Annotated in this window: 19 protein-coding genes and 1 other RNA gene; 11 read left to right on the top strand and 9 right to left on the bottom strand. The window is 57.5% G+C overall.

The features are described from left to right. Positions 1 to 337 precede the first annotated feature (337 nt). Complete coding sequence (gene cof / locus M2416_RS05875; RefSeq protein ID WP_259222637.1) at positions 338 to 1,156, top strand: HMP-PP phosphatase; 819 nt, start codon at positions 338 to 340, stop codon at positions 1,154 to 1,156. Between the two features lie 59 nt (positions 1,157 to 1,215). Here cof and M2416_RS05870 read toward each other — a convergent pair whose 3' ends face one another. Further along, the gene (locus M2416_RS05870) at positions 1,216 to 2,268 is read right to left on the bottom strand and encodes a PLP-dependent cysteine synthase family protein (RefSeq protein WP_045854225.1); all 1,053 of its coding nucleotides are present in this window, start codon (positions 2,266 to 2,268) and stop codon (positions 1,216 to 1,218) included. Positions 2,269 to 2,383: 115 nt separating this feature from the next. Here M2416_RS05870 and M2416_RS05865 point away from each other — a divergent pair, with 115 nt between their 5' ends. From M2416_RS05865 to amtB, 5 genes are all read left to right on the top strand, one after another. Further along, positions 2,384 to 2,842: an Lrp/AsnC family transcriptional regulator gene (locus M2416_RS05865; protein WP_041144328.1), complete on the top strand. Its 459-nt coding sequence runs from the start codon at positions 2,384 to 2,386 to the stop codon at positions 2,840 to 2,842. A gap of 42 nt (positions 2,843 to 2,884) precedes the next feature. Next, complete coding sequence (locus M2416_RS05860; protein WP_076944677.1) at positions 2,885 to 4,657, top strand: SmdA family multidrug ABC transporter permease/ATP-binding protein; 1,773 nt, start codon at positions 2,885 to 2,887, stop codon at positions 4,655 to 4,657. Beyond that, positions 4,650 to 6,428, top strand: coding sequence for a SmdB family multidrug efflux ABC transporter permease/ATP-binding protein (locus M2416_RS05855; protein ID WP_123706778.1), 1,779 nt, complete (start codon positions 4,650 to 4,652; stop codon positions 6,426 to 6,428). The genes M2416_RS05860 and M2416_RS05855 overlap by 8 nt, the downstream gene beginning before the upstream one ends. Before the next feature lie 242 nt (positions 6,429 to 6,670). Next, on the top strand, positions 6,671 to 7,009 hold the full coding sequence (glnK, locus tag M2416_RS05850; RefSeq protein ID WP_004858743.1) for a P-II family nitrogen regulator: 339 nt from the start codon (positions 6,671 to 6,673) through the stop codon (positions 7,007 to 7,009). A gap of 33 nt (positions 7,010 to 7,042) precedes the next feature. Beyond that, positions 7,043 to 8,332 carry an ammonium transporter AmtB gene (gene amtB, locus M2416_RS05845; RefSeq protein WP_041144331.1) on the top strand — a complete coding sequence of 430 codons (1,290 nt, stop codon included), beginning with the start codon at positions 7,043 to 7,045 and terminating at the stop codon, positions 8,330 to 8,332. 65 nt (positions 8,333 to 8,397) lie between these two features. On the opposite strand, the gene tesB is transcribed toward amtB, so the two are convergent. Further along, the gene (gene tesB, locus M2416_RS05840) at positions 8,398 to 9,261 is read right to left on the bottom strand and encodes an acyl-CoA thioesterase II (RefSeq protein WP_076944679.1); all 864 of its coding nucleotides are present in this window, start codon (positions 9,259 to 9,261) and stop codon (positions 8,398 to 8,400) included. A gap of 219 nt (positions 9,262 to 9,480) precedes the next feature. On the opposite strand from tesB, the gene M2416_RS05835 reads away from it, so the two are divergent. After that, the gene (locus M2416_RS05835) at positions 9,481 to 10,008 is read left to right on the top strand and encodes a YbaY family lipoprotein (protein ID WP_259222628.1); all 528 of its coding nucleotides are present in this window, start codon (positions 9,481 to 9,483) and stop codon (positions 10,006 to 10,008) included. Between the two features lie 33 nt (positions 10,009 to 10,041). Here the strand turns inward: M2416_RS05835 and M2416_RS05830 are convergent, their stop codons facing one another. The 3 genes from M2416_RS05830 to M2416_RS05820 all read right to left on the bottom strand — a co-directional run bounded on the left by M2416_RS05830 (position 10,042) and on the right by M2416_RS05820 (position 11,092). Then, the gene (locus tag M2416_RS05830; RefSeq protein WP_041144334.1) at positions 10,042 to 10,353 is read right to left on the bottom strand and encodes an MGMT family protein; all 312 of its coding nucleotides are present in this window, start codon (positions 10,351 to 10,353) and stop codon (positions 10,042 to 10,044) included. Positions 10,354 to 10,418: 65 nt separating this feature from the next. After that, positions 10,419 to 10,826, bottom strand: coding sequence for a hypothetical protein (locus M2416_RS05825; protein WP_045854230.1), 408 nt, complete (start codon positions 10,824 to 10,826; stop codon positions 10,419 to 10,421). Then, entirely contained in the window at positions 10,823 to 11,092 is a 270-nt protein-coding gene (locus tag M2416_RS05820; RefSeq protein WP_139339368.1) for a hypothetical protein, read from the bottom strand. The genes M2416_RS05825 and M2416_RS05820 overlap by 4 nt, the downstream gene beginning before the upstream one ends. An 18-nt stretch (positions 11,093 to 11,110) precedes the next feature. On the opposite strand from M2416_RS05820, the gene ffs reads away from it, so the two are divergent. Next, positions 11,111 to 11,207: signal recognition particle sRNA small type (ffs, locus tag M2416_RS05815), an RNA gene on the top strand. 142 nt (positions 11,208 to 11,349) lie between these two features. On the opposite strand, the gene M2416_RS05810 is transcribed toward ffs, so the two are convergent. The 3 genes from M2416_RS05810 to rihB all read right to left on the bottom strand — a co-directional run bounded on the left by M2416_RS05810 (position 11,350) and on the right by rihB (position 14,312). Continuing rightward, positions 11,350 to 11,916 (bottom strand): HD domain-containing protein, encoded by a 567-nt coding sequence (locus tag M2416_RS05810; RefSeq protein WP_083708695.1) that lies wholly within the window; start codon positions 11,914 to 11,916, stop codon positions 11,350 to 11,352. Between the two features lie 136 nt (positions 11,917 to 12,052). Beyond that, the gene (locus M2416_RS05805; protein WP_259222623.1) at positions 12,053 to 13,303 is read right to left on the bottom strand and encodes a NupC/NupG family nucleoside CNT transporter; all 1,251 of its coding nucleotides are present in this window, start codon (positions 13,301 to 13,303) and stop codon (positions 12,053 to 12,055) included. A 76-nt stretch (positions 13,304 to 13,379) separates the two neighbouring features. After that, positions 13,380 to 14,312 carry a ribosylpyrimidine nucleosidase gene (gene rihB / locus M2416_RS05800; RefSeq protein WP_076944682.1) on the bottom strand — a complete coding sequence of 311 codons (933 nt, stop codon included), beginning with the start codon at positions 14,310 to 14,312 and terminating at the stop codon, positions 13,380 to 13,382. 139 nt (positions 14,313 to 14,451) lie between these two features. Here rihB and yeiL point away from each other — a divergent pair, with 139 nt between their 5' ends. The 3 genes from yeiL (at position 14,452) to M2416_RS05785 (ending at position 16,091) form a co-directional block, all read left to right on the top strand. Beyond that, positions 14,452 to 15,147: a transcriptional regulator YeiL gene (gene yeiL, locus M2416_RS05795; protein WP_076944683.1), complete on the top strand. Its 696-nt coding sequence runs from the start codon at positions 14,452 to 14,454 to the stop codon at positions 15,145 to 15,147. Between the two features lie 474 nt (positions 15,148 to 15,621). Continuing rightward, on the top strand, positions 15,622 to 15,879 hold the full coding sequence (locus M2416_RS05790) for a hypothetical protein (RefSeq protein ID WP_045854235.1): 258 nt from the start codon (positions 15,622 to 15,624) through the stop codon (positions 15,877 to 15,879). Then, positions 15,876 to 16,091 carry a hypothetical protein gene (locus M2416_RS05785; RefSeq protein ID WP_045854236.1) on the top strand — a complete coding sequence of 72 codons (216 nt, stop codon included), beginning with the start codon at positions 15,876 to 15,878 and terminating at the stop codon, positions 16,089 to 16,091. Before M2416_RS05790 ends, M2416_RS05785 begins: the two co-directional genes overlap by 4 nt. Before the next feature lie 132 nt (positions 16,092 to 16,223). On the opposite strand, the gene yczR is transcribed toward M2416_RS05785, so the two are convergent. Continuing rightward, positions 16,224 to 17,651, bottom strand: coding sequence for a MocR-like transcription factor YczR (gene yczR / locus M2416_RS05780; RefSeq protein ID WP_259222620.1), 1,428 nt, complete (start codon positions 17,649 to 17,651; stop codon positions 16,224 to 16,226). Between the last annotated feature and the right edge of the window lie 29 nt (positions 17,652 to 17,680).

Here is a 17,680-nt window from a genome sequence, read left to right as displayed (position 1 = left end):
GCGTAAGCTCCCGGGGATTCGCGCACTTGCCGCCTTGATGCAGGTCGAATGATTTTGTGTATATTCACCCCGCCGACAAGGCTGCCTTTGTGTTGCTTGTGTTGCTTGTGTTGCTTGTGTTGCTTGTGTTGGCTGCGTATACACATCTCACTTTATAAGGCTGTCTCTGAGATGGCTGCGATTACCCGGTCCATCCTTCTGTCTCGCCCCTTCGGGGTCCGCGCAAGCGCCGCTTATAAACCCGGAACAATAAAAAATATCTATTCACTATTACTTCCGTATATCTCAGGCAATACTGGAACACAAGCAAAACCCACCTCACCTCCGGGAGCAAAACATGGCCAGACTCGCTGCATTTGATATGGACGGTACGCTGTTAATGCCGGACCATCGTCTGGGAGAACGCACGCTTTCGACCCTGAAACGCCTGCGTGAGCGCGATATTACCCTGACCTTTGCCACCGGCCGCCATGCCCTGGAAATGCGCCACGTGATCGGCGAGTTTGCGCTCGATGCATTCCTGATTACCGGCAACGGCACGCGCATCCACTCCCTGGAGGGGGAGGTGCTGCATCAATGCGATCTCGATCCGGGCGTCGCTGAACTCGTACTGCACGGTGCCTGGGATACGACGGCCAGCATGCACGTATTCAACGACGGCGGTTGGTTTACCGGGCAGGCGATCCCCGAACTGCTGCAGGCGCACGTCTTTAGCGGCTTCCGCTACCATATCTGTGATTTAAAACGCATGCCGGCGCACGAGGTCACCAAAGTGTGCTTCTGCGGCGATCATCAGGATCTCCAGCGGCTGAAAGTTCAGCTTACTGAAGCCCTGGGCGAGCGCGCGCATATGTGCTTCTCGGCCGTTGACTGTCTGGAAGTACTGCCGAATGGCTGTAATAAAGGCGCGGCTCTGGCGGTACTTAGCCGGCATCTTGGCCTGACGCTGCAGGATTGTATGGCGTTTGGTGACGCGATGAACGACCGCGAGATGCTGGGCAGCGTCGGGCGCGGGGTGATTATGGGCAACGCCATGGCGCAGCTCAAGGCAGAGCTGCCGCATTTACCGGTTATCGGAGACTGCCGCAACCAGGCCGTTTCCCACTTTTTAACGCATTGGCTGGATACACCCGATCTTCCTTATTCCCCCGAATAATCAGACCATTCCAGCAAGCCAGGCCGGGCATCGCGATGATGCATTAAGCCTGGCTTTTTTTATTGTGCCGCCGTCTTTGCCGCAATTTGCGCCTGCCACGGCGCGATGTCGCCGATATTGGCCGCCACCCACTGGGGATTGTAATAGCTTTCGAGGTAGCGCTCGCCGCTGTCGCAGAGCAGGGTCACAATCGAGCCGGTCCGCCCTTCGGCACGCATGCGTACGGCAAGCTCCAGCACGCCCCACATATTGGTACCGGTCGAAGCGCCGACCTTACGACCCAGCAGTGTCTCCAGCCACAGGGCGGTTGCGACGCTGGCGGCATCGGGCACGCGCAGCATTTCATCAACCACATCCGGAATAAATGACGGCTCGACGCGTGGGCGGCCGATACCTTCTATTTTGCTGCCGACCGGACTGCGCAGGCCGGCGTCGCGGCTCTGCCAGTAGTCGAGAAACACCGAGTTTTGTGGGTCAACCACCATCAGCTGAGTATCGTAGCCCTGGCTGCGGATATAGCGGCCGATGGTTGCCGAGGTCCCGCCGGTTCCCGCACTCATCACGATATACGACGGTTGCGGATGCGGCTCATGGGTCATCTGACGGAAGATGCTGTCGGCAATATTATTGTTTCCTCGCCAGTCGGTCGCCCGCTCGGCAAAGGTAAACTGGTCCATATAATGGCCGTTCAGTTCGCGAGCCAGGGTTTCGGAGGCGGCGTAGATTTCGCAGGCGCTGTCCACGAAATGGCAGCGGCCGCCGTAAAACTCGATCTGTTCGATTTTGCGCTTCGCCGTGCAGGAAGGCATCACGGCAATAAACGGCAGGCCCAGCAGGCGCGCGAAGTAGGCCTCCGACACCGCGGTGGAGCCGGAAGACGACTCGATAATCGTCGTCCCTTCTTTAATCCAGCCGTTGCACAGACCATAAAGGAAGAGCGAGCGCGCCAGGCGGTGCTTCAGGCTGCCGGTGGGATGGGTACTTTCATCCTTCAGGTAGATCTGGATCCCTGGAAACCCGGGCAGCGCAAGGCGAATAAGGTGCGTGTCGGCGGAGCGCTGATAGTCGGCGTTGATTTCGCTAATGGCGTGTTTTACCCAGGCGCTGTTCATCTTCATTTCCTGTTTGTCATTTTGTGCCCAGCTTAAAGGAAGTCGAAGGAAAAATTGTTGCTATTTAGCCTTTGAATTACAATAAAAGGAGTAAAATTTTCTCTATTGGTGACTTATGTTAGATAAAATTGACCGCAAGCTGCTTTCTTTACTGCAGACGGACTGCACCCTCTCTTTGCAGGCGTTGGCTGATGCCGTTAATCTGACCACCACGCCCTGCTGGAAACGGCTGAAGCGGCTGGAAGATGAGGGTATCCTGCGGGAGCGGGTCGCGCTGCTGGATGCCGAAAAGCTCGGTCTTAGCCTGACGGCCTTCGTGCTGATCAAGACCCAGCATCACAGCAGCGACTGGTACTGCCGCTTCGTAAGCGAGGTGACGCAAATGGCGGAAGTTCTCGGCTTCTGGCGCATGGCGGGGGAGTATGATTACCTGCTGCGGGTCCAGGTCGCGGATATGAAGCGCTACGACGATTTTTATAAACGGCTGGTGAACAGCGTTCCGGGACTCTCCGATGTGACTTCGAGTTTTGCCATGGAACAGATAAAATACACCACGGCCTTACCGATTGATTAACGGCGTTTGCCGCGACGATTTATACACTCAGGATTTAACTGCTTGCGATTATTTGCTCAACTTAGCTGGTACTTCCGCCGGGAGTGGCGCCGTTATCTCGGCGCTATTGCTCTGCTGGCCATTATCGCCGTCCTACAGCTGATCCCGCCTAAGGTGGTGGGAATTGTGGTTGATGGCGTCACCAAAGAACATTACACCGCAGAAAAGGTGTGGATGTGGATTGGCGTGCTGGTACTTATCGCGATAATGGTTTACCTGCTGCGCTACGTCTGGCGCGTGCTGCTGTTTGGCGCCTCTTATCAGCTGGCCGTCGAGCTGCGGGAAGATTTCTATCGCCAGCTGAGCCGCCAGCATCCGGCCTTCTACCTGCGCCACCGCACCGGCGACCTGATCGCCCGCGCCACCAACGACGTTGACCGGGTGGTCTTCGCGGCGGGCGAGGGCGTGCTGACGCTGGTGGATTCGCTGGTGATGGGCTGCGCGGTGCTGATCGTCATGTCGACGCAAATCAGCTGGCAGCTCACGCTGCTGGCGCTGCTGCCGATGCCGGTGATGGCGCTGGTGATTAAGCGCAACGGCGATGCGCTACACGAGCGTTTTCGCGTGGCGCAGGCGGCGTTCTCAAGCCTCAACGACCGAACCCAGGAAAGCCTGACCAGTATCCGCATGATTAAAGCCTTTGGCCTGGAAGACCGGCAGTCGGCGCAGTTCGCGGCCGATGCGCAGGATACCGGTAAGAAAAACATGCGCGTGGCGCGCATCGATGCGCGCTTTGACCCGACGATTTACATCGCTATCGGCACCGCCAATCTGCTGGCGATCGGCGGCGGAAGCTGGATGGTGCTGCAGGGCAGCATGACCCTGGGCCAGCTCACCAGCTTTGTGATGTATCTGGGGCTGATGATTTGGCCGATGCTGGCGCTGGCGTGGATGTTTAATATCGTCGAGCGCGGCAGCGCGGCCTACAGCCGAATTCGCACCATGCTGGAAGAGGCGCCGGCGGTCAAAGACGGTAGCGAATCGGCGCCGGAAGGGCGCGGAACGCTTAGCGTCGCCGTGCGCGAGTTTATCTATCCTCAGGCCAGCAAAGCGTCGCTGGAGAAGGTCAATTTTGTGCTGCAGCCGGGGCAAATGCTCGGCATCTGCGGGCCAACTGGCGCGGGGAAAAGCACGATTCTGGCGCTGATACAGCGCCACTTCGACGTCACCCAGGGAGATATTCGTTTTCATGATATTCCCTTAACCCGGCTGCAGCTCGACAGCTGGCGCGGCCGGCTGGCGGTGGTCAATCAGACGCCGTTCCTGTTTTCCGACACCGTGGCAAACAACATCGCGCTCGGCAGGCCCGACGCGACGGCCGAGCAAATTGAGCGGGTGGCGCGCCTTGCCAGCGTTCACGAGGATATCCTGCGCCTGCCTCAGGGCTATGAGACCGAGGTGGGCGAACGCGGCGTGATGCTCTCCGGTGGACAGAAACAGCGCATCTCCATTGCCCGCGCGCTGCTGCTGGAGGCGGAGATCCTGATTCTTGACGATGCCCTGTCGGCGGTAGATGGCCGCACGGAGCACCAGATACTCTATAACCTGCGGCAGTGGGGAGAGGGGCGGACGGTAATCATCAGCGCCCATCGGCTATCGGCGTTGACGGAAGCCAGCGAAATTCTGGTGATGCAGCATGGCCATATTGCCCAGCGCGGCCGCCATGACGTGCTGGCAGCGCAGCCGGGCTGGTATCGCGATATGTACCGCTATCAGCAGCTGGAGGCGGCGCTGGATGATGCCCCTCATGACCTGGAGGAGGCTGCCGATGCGTAGTTTTACCGAACTCTGGCCAACCTTAAAACGCCTGCTGGCCTACGGCTCGCCGTGGCGCAGGCCGCTGCTGATTGCGGTCGGAATGATGTGGGTTGCGGCCGCCGCCGAAGTCAGCGGCCCGCTGCTGATCAGCTACTTCATCGACAATATGGTGGCGAAGAATTCGCTGCCGCTGAAGCTGGTTAGCGGCCTCGCGGTGGCCTATCTTGGCCTGCAGATCCTCGCGGCGACGCTGCACTACAACCAGTCGCTGCTGTTTAACCGCGCCGCCGTCGGCGTCGTTCAGCAGCTGCGTAGCGACGTAATGGATGCCGCGCTGCGCCAGCCGCTGAGCGAATTCGATACGCAGCCGGTCGGGCAGCTTATCTCCCGGGTGACTAACGACACCGAGGTGATCCGCGATCTTTACGTCACCGTGGTGGCGACGGTGCTGCGCAGCGCGGCGCTGATTGGCGCCATGCTGGTGGCGATGTTCAGCCTCGACTGGCGCATGGCGCTGGTGGCGCTGGCGATTTTCCCGGCGGTGCTGATCGTCATGATGATCTATCAGCGCTACAGCACGCCTATCGTCCGGCGGGTGCGCGCCTGGCTGGCGGATATCAACGACGGCTTTAATGAAGTGATTAACGGGATGGGGGTTATCCAGCAGTTCCGCCAGCAGGCGCGGTTCGGCGAGCGGATGCGCGAGGCCAGCTATGCCCACTATCTGGCGCGCATGCAAACGCTGCGTCTCGACGGCTTCCTGCTGCGTCCGCTGCTCAGCCTCTTCTCGACGCTTGTGCTGTGCGGGCTGCTGATGCTCTTTGGCTTCAGCGCCTCGGGAACCATTGAGGTCGGGGTGCTGTACGCCTTTATCAGCTATCTCGGCCGGCTGAACGAGCCGCTGATTGAGCTGACTACGCAGCAGTCGATGCTGCAGCAGGCGGTGGTGGCCGGCGAGCGGGTCTTCGAGCTGATGGATCGACCGCGTCAGGCGTGGGGTCAGGACGATGCTCCGCTGCGCAGCGGGGCGGTATCGATCGAGGATCTCTCGTTTGCCTACCGCGGCGATCGGCTGGTGCTGCAGGATATCAATCTGGAGATTCCGTCCCGCAGCTTTGTGGCGCTGGTGGGCCACACCGGCAGCGGCAAAAGTACGCTTGCCAGCCTGATGATGGGCTACTACCCGCTGAGCAAAGGCGAGATCCGTATTGACGGCCGTCCGCTCTCTTCTTTAAGCCACAGCGCATTACGCCAGGGCGTCGCCATGGTGCAGCAGGATCCGGTCGTGCTGGCCGATACCTTCTACGCCAACGTCACTCTCGGCCGCGATATCAGCGAGGCGCAGGTCTGGGACGCGCTGGAAGCCGTGCAGCTGGCCGAGCTGGCGCGCGGCATGGAGGGCGGGCTTTATACCCAGCTGGGCGAGCAGGGCAACAATCTCTCGGTGGGCCAGAAGCAGCTGCTGGCGCTGGCCAGGGTGCTGGTCGATACGCCGCAGATACTGATCCTCGACGAGGCAACGGCCAATATCGATTCCGGCACCGAGCAGGCGATCCAGCAGGCGCTGGCAAAGGTTCGTCAGAACACGACGCTGATTGTGATTGCCCACCGCCTGTCGACGATAGTCGAAGCGGATACGATCCTGGTGCTCCATCGCGGCCAGGCGGTTGAGCGCGGAAACCATCAGCAGCTGCTGGCGGAAAAAGGGCGCTACTGGCAGATGTACCAGCTGCAGCTGGCCGGCGAGGAGCTGGCGGCCAGCTCGCAGGAAGAGTCCCTGATTGCCTGATGCACTATAAGCAGGCAGTGATTCTGCGGCGATATAGCGTGGTGCAAAAATGCAACCTCTTACGCACTAAAATGGTGCATTTTTAGCCGCTCCCGGGCGCTTTCCCCCGCGTTCCCGGGTCGTTTCCCGCTTTTCTCCATCAAAAGGGCCGCTTAGCGGTCCTTTTTCATTTCTGGCATAGCCTTTGCTTTATTCCCTGTGTGTTAGCTGCTGCCATTACGAATTCTGATCGGAGGGGACTTATGAAGCTGGTTACCGTGGTAATCAAACCGTTTAAACTGGAAGACGTTCGCGAAGCGTTATCTTCCATCGGCATTCAGGGCCTGACGGTCACTGAAGTGAAAGGGTTTGGCCGCCAGAAAGGCCATGCTGAGCTGTACCGTGGCGCCGAATATAGCGTTAACTTTTTGCCGAAGGTAAAAATTGACGTGGCGATCGCCGACGATCAGCTGGATGAGGTCGTTGACGTCATCAGTAAAGCGGCATACACCGGGAAAATTGGCGATGGCAAAATTTTTGTCGCCGAGCTGCAGCGCGTTATTCGCATCCGCACCGGCGAAGCCGACGAAGCGGCACTGTAACGTCCAGACCACACAGTGATGGGGATTGAGAAGATGAAAATAGCAACAACAATGAAAACAGGTCTGGGTGCGCTGGCGCTTCTTCCAGGATTGGCCATGGCCGCACCGGCGGTGGCAGATAAAGCCGACAACGCCTTTATGATGATCTGCACCGCGCTGGTGCTGTTTATGACGATTCCGGGCATCGCGCTGTTCTACGGCGGCCTGATTCGCGGCAAAAACGTGCTTTCGATGCTGACTCAGGTGATTGTCACCTTTGCTCTGGTGTGCGTTCTGTGGGTGGTCTACGGCTACACGCTGGCGTTCGGTACCGGCGGCAGCTTCTTCGGCAACTTTGACTGGGTATTATTGAAGAATATTGAGCTGAAAGCGCTGATGGGCTCCTTCTATCAGTACATTCACGTCGCTTTCCAGGGCTCCTTTGCCTGTATTACCGTCGGCCTCATCGTCGGCGCGCTGGCGGAGCGTATTCGCTTCTCCGCGGTGCTGATCTTCGTGGTGGTGTGGATGACGCTCTCCTATGTCCCGATTGCCCATATGGTATGGGGTGGCGGTCTGCTGGCGACGCACGGCGCGCTGGATTTTGCCGGCGGTACCGTCGTGCATATCAACGCCGCGGTTGCCGGGCTGGTGGGTGCCTACATGATGGGCAAACGCGTGGGCTTTGGCAAAGAGGCGTTCAAACCGCATAACCTGCCGATGGTCTTCACCGGCACCGCGATCCTGTACGTTGGCTGGTTTGGCTTCAACGCCGGTTCTGCGAGCGCGGCGAACGAAATTGCGGCCCTGGCATTTGTGAATACCGTCGTGGCGACTGCCGCTGCGATTCTGGCCTGGACCTTCGGCGAATGGGTGACCCGCGGTAAGCCGTCCCTGCTGGGCGCCTGCTCCGGAGCGATTGCCGGTCTGGTCGGCATTACGCCAGCCTGTGGTTACATCGGCGTGGGTGGTTCACTGATTGTCGGTCTTGCTGCTGGTCTGGCGGGTCTGTGGGGCGTGACTGTCCTGAAGCGCTGGCTGCGCGTTGACGACCCGTGCGATGTGTTCGGCGTGCACGGCGTCTGTGGGATTGTCGGCTGTATCCTGACCGGTATCTTTGCCGCGACTTCTCTGGGTGGTGTGGGTTATGCAGAAGGCGTCACCATGGGGCATCAGCTGCTGGTGCAGCTGGAAAGTATCGGCATCACCATCGTCTGGTCCGGCGTCGTCGCCTGGATCGGCTATAAAGTTGCTGATATGACCGTCGGTCTGCGCGTGCCGGAAGAGCAGGAACGCGAAGGTCTGGACGTCAACAGCCACGGCGAAAACGCCTACAACGCCTGAATCCTTGTGTTATCTCCAGTAGCAGCAAAGCCTCCCTCGGGAGGCTTTTTTTATGCCGTTACGCCCTATGCGTTGCGGTTGCGCATCACGCCTTCCTGCACCGTTGAGGCCACCAGGGTGCCGTCCTGGGTATAGAACTCGCCGCGCACGAATCCTCTGGCGCTGGAGGCTGAGGTGCTCTCAACGCTGTACAGCAGCCACTCATTAATGTTGAACGGGCGATGGAACCACATCGAGTGATCGATCGTGGCTACCTGCATTCCGGGCTCAAGGAAGCCCACGCCGTGCGGCTGCAGCGCGACCGGCAGGAAGTTAAAGTCCGAGGCGTAGCCCAGCAGGTATTGATGGATGCGGATGTCCTGCGGCACGGCGCCGTTGGCGCGCATCCATACCTGGCGGGTCGGCTCCGCGGCGTGGCCTTTTAGCGGGTTATGGAACTCAACCGGGCGGATCTCCAGCGGCTTATCGCAGAGGAACTTATCTTTGACCTGCGGCGGCAGCAGGTGCGCCAGCTTACGGGCAATATCGGTCTCTGAAGGCAGGGAGTCCGGCGCCGGGGCCGCTGGCATCGTTTTTTGATGCTCGTAGCCCGGCTCCGGGGCCTGGAAAGAGGCGGTCATATAGAAAATCGGCTTGCCGTTTTGAATCGCGGCCACCCGGCGCGCGCTGAAGCTGTTGCCATCGCGCAGGACTTCGACATCATAAATAATCGGCTTCTGGCTATCGCCGGGGCGCAGGAAGTAGCTGTGGAACGAGTGGATCAGACGCTCGGCAGGCACGGTCTCTTTCGCCGCGTACAGCGCCTGGCCGACGACCTGGCCGCCAAAAACCTGACGTAGCCCCAGATCTTCGCTCTGCCCGCGGAACAGCCCCTCTTCAATTTTTTCCAGATTTAACAATGCCAGCAGATTGGTTAGTGCCTGACTCATATTTACCCTCAATCGGTGATAACCGCTTCTCGCGGCGCGTATTGAGGCAAAGTATAACCTGGAATCGCAAGTGGTCCGATGGGTGTAATAATCTGAATAAGGGGTCGTTTGCAGGAAGAGATCTGAGATCTGTGCCACACTTATGCACGATACAAATGTTCATGCCACTCAGTCGGTAGGACATGCTCCTGTGTATATAGGGATGAAAAGGAGAACAACATGAAATTTGCCTATATGTTAAGTGCTTTAGCCGTTGCCACCGCATTGACCGCCTGTGCCAATAATCACAGCGACAGTGCGAAAAATAACGCGGCTGCCGCCGATCCTTACGGCATCGCGTCACTGACGTCCTCGCAGCAACAGCCTAACGTTTCCGGGACTATCTCTATTCGGCAGAAAGTTGCCCTGCCGCCGGATGCGGTACTGACCGTGACCTTGTCTGATGCTTCCCTGGCCGACGCGCCGTCGCGCGTGCTGGCGCAGAAAGCCGTACGTACCGAAGGCCAGCAGCCGCCGTATAACTTTGTTCTGCCGTACAACCAGGCGGATATAAAGCCTAACGCGCGTATCCTGCTGAGCTCGGCCATTACGGTCAATGGTCAGCTGATGTTTATCACCGATACGGTCCAGACGGTGGTCAACGGTGGCGGCAGTCGTGCCGATCTGCTGCTGGTACCGGTACAGCAAACCGCGGTACCTGTCGCCGGCGATGGCGCAGCGGCGAACACGCAGGCCGTCGCGCAATAAGACCTCACATGCCCCTGTTCAGGGGCATTTTTTTTAATAAATCCAGCGATAGTGCTGCAGGTCGATATGCCCGCTGCCGGAGACCTGTACCCCCTCGGCCAGCAGCGCCTGGCGCTGACGCTGCAGGTCCGGGCCCGTCAGTGAAATATCGCCATGCCGATTGACCACCCGATGCCACGGCAGAGCGGAGCCTTCCGGCAGACGCTTGAGCACGCCGCCCACCTGGCGGGCCGCGCGCGGCGAGCCTGCCAGCAGCGCGACGTCGCCGTAGGTGGCGACATAGCCTTCCGGTATAGAGGCGATAATCTGCCATACCCGCTGAGGAAATGTGTCTTGAGGATCCATGAGGCGCCCTGTTGCCGGGAAAGGTTCAGGATAAGCGCTGGATAACGGGCTGTACAGCCCGCGGCTTAAGCGGAATGCGCGAGGGTAAACTCCAGCGCCAGGCCGAGGGTCTGCATCCCGTGTATGTTGTCATGCGGAGTCAAAGCCATCAGGCTTTCGAGAAACTTCAGCCGCCGCGACTGAGCGTTAATAATCAGCTTTGCGCGCAGGGCCGGGAGCTTCTGCGAGGTGATGGGGTAAACCACGCGCCCGCAGACCGCGATAGGCAGCCTGCGTAACTCGACGCTCTGCAGCACGCCGACGGTGGAGTAGAGCAGCGCAACCGGCGTCACCGCCAGCATCGTGCCGCTGCTGATGGTGATAAAATCCAGCACCAGCTCCGGGCGCAGGTAGTGCAAGCCCTTGAAGGATACGGTCACGCCGTCAATCGCCGGCATCGCCAGAGTTGACGTCAAACGCGGTGATTCGCTCATTGATTCCCCATAACGATAAGATGTTGATTTAAAAAGAGGGCTTCGGTATCCGATGAAGTATGGATGAGCATGAAGCATTCTGCCGCGACGGCGCTCGCAATCTCTTGTATTGCCCGGTAAGGATTGGCGCGAAGTTTAACAGCCCGGCCGGCGGCGGGTTTTCGCCAGCCTGTTGGCGGCTTTGCGCAATAAACCAGCATCCGATCGACGCCAGCTTGCAATTCAGCGCCGCAGTAGGGATAATGCGCCGGCGCGTTGGTTAACAACGCTCTCAATGGGGGCTCTGTTGGTTCTCCCGCAACGCTACTCTGTTTACCAGGTCAGATCCGGAAGGAAGCAGCCAGAGCAGACGACGTGTGTGCCGGGATGTAGCTGGCAGGGCCCCCACCCAATTCTGCGCCAGAGCGCTGAAAATCCATCTTCTCCGTAGAAAAACCTCCGCTTAAGCTCGGCATGCCGGCAGCCACGTATTCCGTTGAGCCACGACTTGTCTATGCGTTGACCGTGTAACGCCCGCTAAATACTAGCAAAAATGCTTCATTATTAAACTCTCGCAGGTTTCCCATAGCGCAGGTGAGCCTCTTTTTATCGTCGGCCCATAGCGGGTTAATACCTGTTCAGGCGATACGCCGTTTTCTTGCCAGGTTCCTCCATCGGTAAAGATATTCACCAGCAGGGGCTGAAAGCGATCGAGGGCTTTAGCAAACCGCGCATCTGCGGTTTCTGCCTGCTCAAACTCCTGCCACAAATTATTGAGCTCATGGCATTGCGGCTGCGGCAGCAAACCAAACAGCCGCGCTGCAGCCGCTGACTCCTCTTGATAGAGCTCGCCTGAATAAGCGCGATGAATGGGATGATCGCCAACGTCTATTTCGACAACGTCATGCAGCAGGAGCATTTTTATCACCCGCGAGGGATTAACCGTACCGCTGGCGTATTCGCTCAGGATTAAGGCGTACATCGCCAGATGCCAGGAGTGCTCGGCGGAGTTTTCCCTGCGGCTTTTATCAAGCAACGGTGATTGGCGTATCACCGTTTTAAGTTTGTCGATTTCTCGCAGAAACGTTAACTGTTGTTCCAGGGCCGTCATGGCATTTTCCTTCATTCAGAGAATGTATTGTGAGTATGGGCGCCCGCCCAGGTTCAGGAAGCGGGTGGGTGGCAGAGGGGATCCGACCGCTGGATGATGGCCGCCCGGAGCGGCCGCCATCGCAGAGGCCTGACGCTTAGCCAATACCGATAAAGAAACCGGCGATAGTGGCGCTCATCAGATTAGACAGGGTCGCGGCGAGCAGGGCCCGCATGCCCAGGCGGGCTATTTCAGAGGTGCGCTCCGGTGCCACGGCGGAGAATGCGCCAACCACCACGCCGATGGAGCCAAAATTGGCGAATCCGCACAGGGCGAACGACACGATGGCGATAGTTTTACTATCCAACAGGCCGGGAGCGTGTAGGTAGGGTGAGAAGCTCAGATAGGCAACAAACTCATTCACCACCAGCTTCTGGCCGATCAGGCTGCCTGCCAGCGCAGCGTCGCTCCAGTCAACGCCCATCAGCCACGCCAGCGGCGCCAGCACCACGCCCAGAATAGCCTGCAGGCTTGCATGACCATAGCCAAACCAGCCGCCGACGCCGGCCAGAATCCCATTGATCAGCGCGATGATGCCAACGAACGCCATCACCACCGTTGCCAGCCCGGCGGCGATTTTCAGGCCAATGATGGCGCCGGATGCTGCAGCTTCTATAAAGCTGCGCGCGGGGGTCTCATTGAATGAGAGATTATCAAAATCGACCTTCGACTCTTCCGTGGCGGGGCTGAGTAGACGAGCGAACAGAATGCCACCAGGAATCGCCATCAGCGAGGCGGCCAGCAGGAACTCGATCGGCACGCCGAGCCCCGCGTACCCCACCATCGTTGAGCCGGCAATCGACGCCATGCCGCTGCAGATTGCGGTAAAGAGTTCATTGCGGTTGAGACGATGAATAAACGGTTTGACGATCGCCGGAATTTCATTCTGCCCAAGGAATATCGTCGTCACCGCGACAAAAGATTCGATCTTACTAATCTTCAGGGCCTTCTGAAATAATCCGCCTAATATACGAATTAAAAAACCCATGACCCCGATGTAATACAGGATACTCACCAGCGCGGTAATGAATATAATGGCTGGCAAGACGCGAAAGGCAAAAACAAAGCCGGCACCGTCAAATACCTTATCCATTTGCGGTCCGGCGAGGGCGCCAAAGATAAAGGCGCTGCCGGCGTCGCTATAGGATAATACGTGATGAATTCCGTTTGCCGCTTTCTCGGCCAGCCATTTTCCCGGCGGGAGATATAGCATGGCGCCGCCAATAATAATCTGTATTAACAGTGCCGCTCCGGTAGTGCGTAGGCTAATGCTTTTTTTATTAACTGATAGCAGAAATGCAATCGCCAGCAGTACCACCATACCAAGAATGCTTCTCAGTATATCCATAATGATCTCTCTTCATGTCATCTTTGGGATGTTTCATCGCGGTATGGGCGACTGCATTCTGCCCATGGTGGTTTAATTAATGATATTTACGCACGCACTCTTCGACCAGGTCCCAGAACCAGTCGGTATCCAGGGTTATGCCGACTTTGGTATTCGGCGCCTGGCCAAGCACGCCCAGCTCGTCGCAGACCGTGCGGCCATAGCATGGCCCGCTGTTGACGTCGATCTCGACGTACATCTCCTGCACCTTGAAGGCGTCGGGGTTGATGAGGTAGGCAACGCAGGTGGCATCGTGCACCGGGCCGCCTTCCAGGCCATAGTTGTCGTGTTGCGTCTTCAGCGTGAAGTTCATCATGTCGCTGAAGAGCTTACCTGCCGGACCGCCGGCATTCTCCATGCGCGCGATAATATCCGGGGTACAAACCGTTTGGTGGGTCAAATCGAGCCCCATCATCACCAGCGGAACGCCAGAGGTAAAGACCACGCGAGCGGCCTCGGGGTCGGCGAAAATATTAAACTCGGCGGAAGGGGTGAAGTTCCCGGTACCATAGGCGCCGCCCATCAGCACGATTTCGCGTATTTTGGGAATAATCGCCGGCTGCATCCGCATCGCCACCGCGATATTAGTTAACGGCCCCACCGGGACCAGCGTAATATCTCCTGCGCTGTCCATTAACGTATCAATAATAAAGTTAACCGCGTGCTTTTTTTCGGCCTCGCGAGTGAGCGGACCGAATACCGGGCCGTCCAGTCCGGTTTCGCCATGAATGTTATCGGCGACAATTTGCTTACGCATAATCGGCTGCGGCATCCCGGCATGTACCGGAGCATCAATATTCAGGGTTTGACAAACGTTCAGGCCGTTAATCAAGGTTTTATCGAGGGTTTGATTTCCCGCCACGATGCTGATGCCCACTAATTCAATTGCCGGATGTTTTGCGGCGAGCATGATTGCTATTGCGTCATCGTGACCCGGGTCGCAGTCCAGAATTATTTTGCGCGCTGTCATTTTTATTCCTCATCTTTTATTTTTGGCTCACCTGAATATTCTTTATGAAGAAATAAGCAGGTGCAGTAGGGTTGACGTTTTCACCTTATCAGCGGCAAAATATTGCAGGCATGAGAAATCTCATATAGGCAGGCGACAGATGAAAGAAGTACAGAATGAATCCTTTAAAAATCAATTGATAAAGGAGTCTGGCTATGCCGATAAATTTTCAATGGATGTGATCCGCAACACACATTTACTCCATGCCCAGGCCGGAGACTACATTGTGCGGGAGGGCACGTTACCGACCTTTCTTTTTTATTTGGTGCGCGGACGGACCAAACTTTACGTCACGTTAGCCAATGGCCGAATATCCCTGGTAGATTTCTTTAGCGCCCCCTGTTTTATCGGGGAAATAGAAGTATTAGATGAGCAGCATCCCTCTCGGGCGGTGCAGGCCATTGAGGAGTGCTGGTGTCTGGCATTGCCGGTCAAAACCTTACGCAGCGCACTGCTCAACGATACGTTATTTCTGCGCAACGTCTGCCTCGGGCTGGTTGGCAAGAATCATCGCAATATTGTTACGTCGACGCGTAACCAGGCCTACCCGCTGCTCAATCGCCTGGCGGCTTTTATTTTGCTGACCGAGCACGATGCGCACTACAAAGAAAAGCATACTCAGGTCGCGGAGTATCTTGGCGTAACCTATCGCCACCTGCTGTATGTGATTGCGCAGCTGTGCGCTCAGGGAATACTGCTCAAACTCAATACCGGCTATGCGATTAGTAATAAAAAAGCGCTAACGGCGCTGGCGCGCGAGATGGACCCCAATACGACTATTGCCGGCAGTGAGTGAAGCTCGCGCCGCGCCAGCCGCCCGAAGGCGGAAGCAGCAAAAGGAGCCATCCTGCGGGACGGGAAGCAGGCCGCCCGCGACAGGGATGAAACCAAACTGGATAGCCTGAGGGTGGACCTCGCAGGGGGCGGCAGTTGCCTTCCATTGAGTGAAGCTGTTCCACGCAACGCGGTGGCTGATTGTCGATCGGGATCCGTTCTTCATCTGCTTCTACGCGACCCGAAGAGGCTCGCCGTCCGGCAGCGGCAAAGAATTTATTTTTTTGCACAAACTCGACTCTTCTGCTACCCAGAAAATGAGTTGTCATAATTTTGAAATAATAATGAAATATATCCGTCATGCGTTCGTCATAAATAACTGGCAGATTAGCAGTGGGAATTTGTTGCCAGATTACAAGCCGTAAATATATGTCTGGATCAACATGTTAACTTCGTGTATTAATTATGATGAATTTATTGCACGGGAAGCGTGACTATGACCACAGTGGTTTTGAACGTAAAAATTGATGCAGAATTAAAAGAGAAACTGCGTCACTATGCGGAAGTAAATAACGAAAATCTGGGTACTGCGACGGAGAAACTGCTGCTACTCGCTTTTCAAATAGCGGATTCAGCGGACGAGGCGGGGGTTTCGGAAGAGGATATTGACAGCCAGCATACCGAAGAGGAAGCGACCCCATTAACCCCTAAAGAAATCAAAGCATTAAGAAAGATTCTGAAGAAGAGAAAATGAAACAACAACTCTCTACAGCCAGCAGCTACAGCGAAGCCTGCGACATGTTACGTTCAGGGTATGTGAAGCACGTTCGCCTGAACTGGAATATCGGCAGCGATGAGTTCTTTCGCATTGCTTCCGACTGGTGCGAAACCGGGGCAAAAATAAAAAAAGATGACGATGGTTTTATTATCTCGTTAAAAAGTTTTCCCATTCCGCGCCAGCATTAATGAAATGCGGTTAATTTTGTCATTCTGCTGACATATTGCAATGACAAGATGAACTGCAATTTTATAAAAACATCTCATATCCGTCATGGACGATGATTTTTGACGGGCTGAACCCAGCCCGTCGATATTTTATTATATTATTTTCCGCGCCCGCGTATTTTCACTGTGCTGTGCAAGACTATGCCACAGCGGCTGTAGCGTGGTGAAGGCGCTGCGCAGCGCCTCATCTTCCAGCGTAAACGGCAGCCGCAGATAGCGATCGAAAGCCCCTGCCAGGCCAAAGCGCGTCCCGGTTCCGATATGAATACCGCGGCTTTCTGCCCGCGCGGAAAGTATCGTCGCCAGCATCCCCGGTAGTTCAACCCAAAAAGAGAGCCCGCCCTCCGGCGGCGTAAAGTGCCAGTGGGGAAAATATTCAGCCATTAATTTACCGCACATATCCCGGCGGGCGGCCAGCATTGCCCGACGCGGCGGCAGCAGCTGTTTTTCATTCTCCAGCAGCCAGCAGCAGGCCAGCTGTTCGAGCAGTGGCGATCCGAGGTCAAGGGAGTCACGGGCCTGGACGAGCGAGGCGATGGTTCGGGACGAGGCGCGGATCCAGCCAATGCGCAGCCCGCCCCAGAAGCTTTTGCCGGCGGAGCCGATGGTGATAACCGGCGCCTCGGGATTGAAGGTCGCCAGCGGCGGCGGCGGCGGGGCGTTGTACCATAAATCAACCATTGTCTCATCGACCACCAGCGTGGTGCGCGTATGGGCCGCAATATCAGCCACCCGCTGGCGGGTGGCGCTATCCATGCAGCGGCCGGTGGGATTGTGAAAGTCCGGCATCAGCCAGGCCAGGCGCGGGGCGGTTTGCGCAATGGTTGCCGCCAGGCCGTCGCAGTCCCAGCCCTGGGCGGGCAGCGCTACGCCAACCGGCCGGCAGGAGGCTCCCTGAATCGCGCTGATCGCCATGGGATAGGTTGGGGCGTCGACCACCACGCGGTCGCCGGGTCCGGTCATTAAGCGCAGCACCAGCGCCAGGCCGCTAAGCGCGCCGTTAACAATCATCACTTCATCAGCCTGGGTCGCTAAACCGCGCTCGCAGTAGCGGCGAGCTATCGCCTCGCGCAGCGTCGGCAGCCCCTGCTGATCGTAGCCGGTGCTGGTCAGGTGCTGGGGCATCGCGCCCAGCGCGTGATGGTAGGCCTGATGGATTTCCGGCCCGGCGCTGAGGGCGGCGGTGGCCAGGTTCACCGACGTGGTGCTGGCGGCCTGTTCCGCCGTGGCAGCCTGGCGCTGGGGCAGGGCGATGCGCGAGCCGCTGCCCTGGCGGCTGTAAAGATACCCCTCTTCCCGCAGCTGGCCGAGCGCACTGGCGATGGTCGTGCGGCTAACGCTCAGCGCCGTCGCCAGCTCGCGCTCGCCGGGCAGGCGCGTTTCCAGCGTCAGGCGGCCGTCAAGGATCAGTAGCCTCAGGGCTTCTGCCAGCTGGCGCCAGAGCGGGGTGCGGGAGGCGGACTCCTGCCAGTTTCCCAGCAGGCGCACTAAAGATTGCGTACCAAATCGACGAGAAGCCATAGCGATCCACTTTTGTAAAACTGGCCATT

It is taken from the genome of Klebsiella sp. BIGb0132 (assembly GCF_024810075.1).
GTDB lineage: Bacteria > Pseudomonadota > Gammaproteobacteria > Enterobacterales > Enterobacteriaceae > Klebsiella > Klebsiella terrigena.
The sequence above is the reverse complement of the archived record's forward strand: the minus strand, read 5'-3'. Positions and strand labels throughout refer to the sequence as shown.

Bases quoted from the DNA above. Each gene is read 5' to 3' on its own strand.
- cof (WP_259222637.1), top strand. From the start codon at position 338: ATGGCCAGACTCGCTGCATTTGATATGGACGGTACGCTGTTAATGCCG.
- M2416_RS05870 (WP_045854225.1), bottom strand. From the start codon at position 2,268: ATGAACAGCGCCTGGGTAAAACACGCCATTAGCGAAATCAACGCCGAC.
- M2416_RS05865 (WP_041144328.1), top strand. From the start codon at position 2,384: ATGTTAGATAAAATTGACCGCAAGCTGCTTTCTTTACTGCAGACGGAC.
- M2416_RS05855 (WP_123706778.1), top strand. From the start codon at position 4,650: ATGCGTAGTTTTACCGAACTCTGGCCAACCTTAAAACGCCTGCTGGCC.
- glnK (WP_004858743.1), top strand. From the start codon at position 6,671: ATGAAGCTGGTTACCGTGGTAATCAAACCGTTTAAACTGGAAGACGTT.
- amtB (WP_041144331.1), top strand. From the start codon at position 7,043: ATGAAAATAGCAACAACAATGAAAACAGGTCTGGGTGCGCTGGCGCTT.
- tesB (WP_076944679.1), bottom strand. From the start codon at position 9,261: ATGAGTCAGGCACTAACCAATCTGCTGGCATTGTTAAATCTGGAAAAA.
- M2416_RS05835 (WP_259222628.1), top strand. From the start codon at position 9,481: ATGAAATTTGCCTATATGTTAAGTGCTTTAGCCGTTGCCACCGCATTG.
- M2416_RS05830 (WP_041144334.1), bottom strand. From the start codon at position 10,353: ATGGATCCTCAAGACACATTTCCTCAGCGGGTATGGCAGATTATCGCC.
- M2416_RS05825 (WP_045854230.1), bottom strand. From the start codon at position 10,826: ATGAGCGAATCACCGCGTTTGACGTCAACTCTGGCGATGCCGGCGATT.
- M2416_RS05810 (WP_083708695.1), bottom strand. From the start codon at position 11,916: ATGACGGCCCTGGAACAACAGTTAACGTTTCTGCGAGAAATCGACAAA.
- M2416_RS05805 (WP_259222623.1), bottom strand. From the start codon at position 13,303: ATGGATATACTGAGAAGCATTCTTGGTATGGTGGTACTGCTGGCGATT.
- rihB (WP_076944682.1), bottom strand. From the start codon at position 14,312: ATGACAGCGCGCAAAATAATTCTGGACTGCGACCCGGGTCACGATGAC.
- yeiL (WP_076944683.1), top strand. From the start codon at position 14,452: ATGAAAGAAGTACAGAATGAATCCTTTAAAAATCAATTGATAAAGGAG.
- M2416_RS05790 (WP_045854235.1), top strand. From the start codon at position 15,622: ATGACCACAGTGGTTTTGAACGTAAAAATTGATGCAGAATTAAAAGAG.
- M2416_RS05785 (WP_045854236.1), top strand. From the start codon at position 15,876: ATGAAACAACAACTCTCTACAGCCAGCAGCTACAGCGAAGCCTGCGAC.
- yczR (WP_259222620.1), bottom strand. From the start codon at position 17,651: ATGGCTTCTCGTCGATTTGGTACGCAATCTTTAGTGCGCCTGCTGGGA.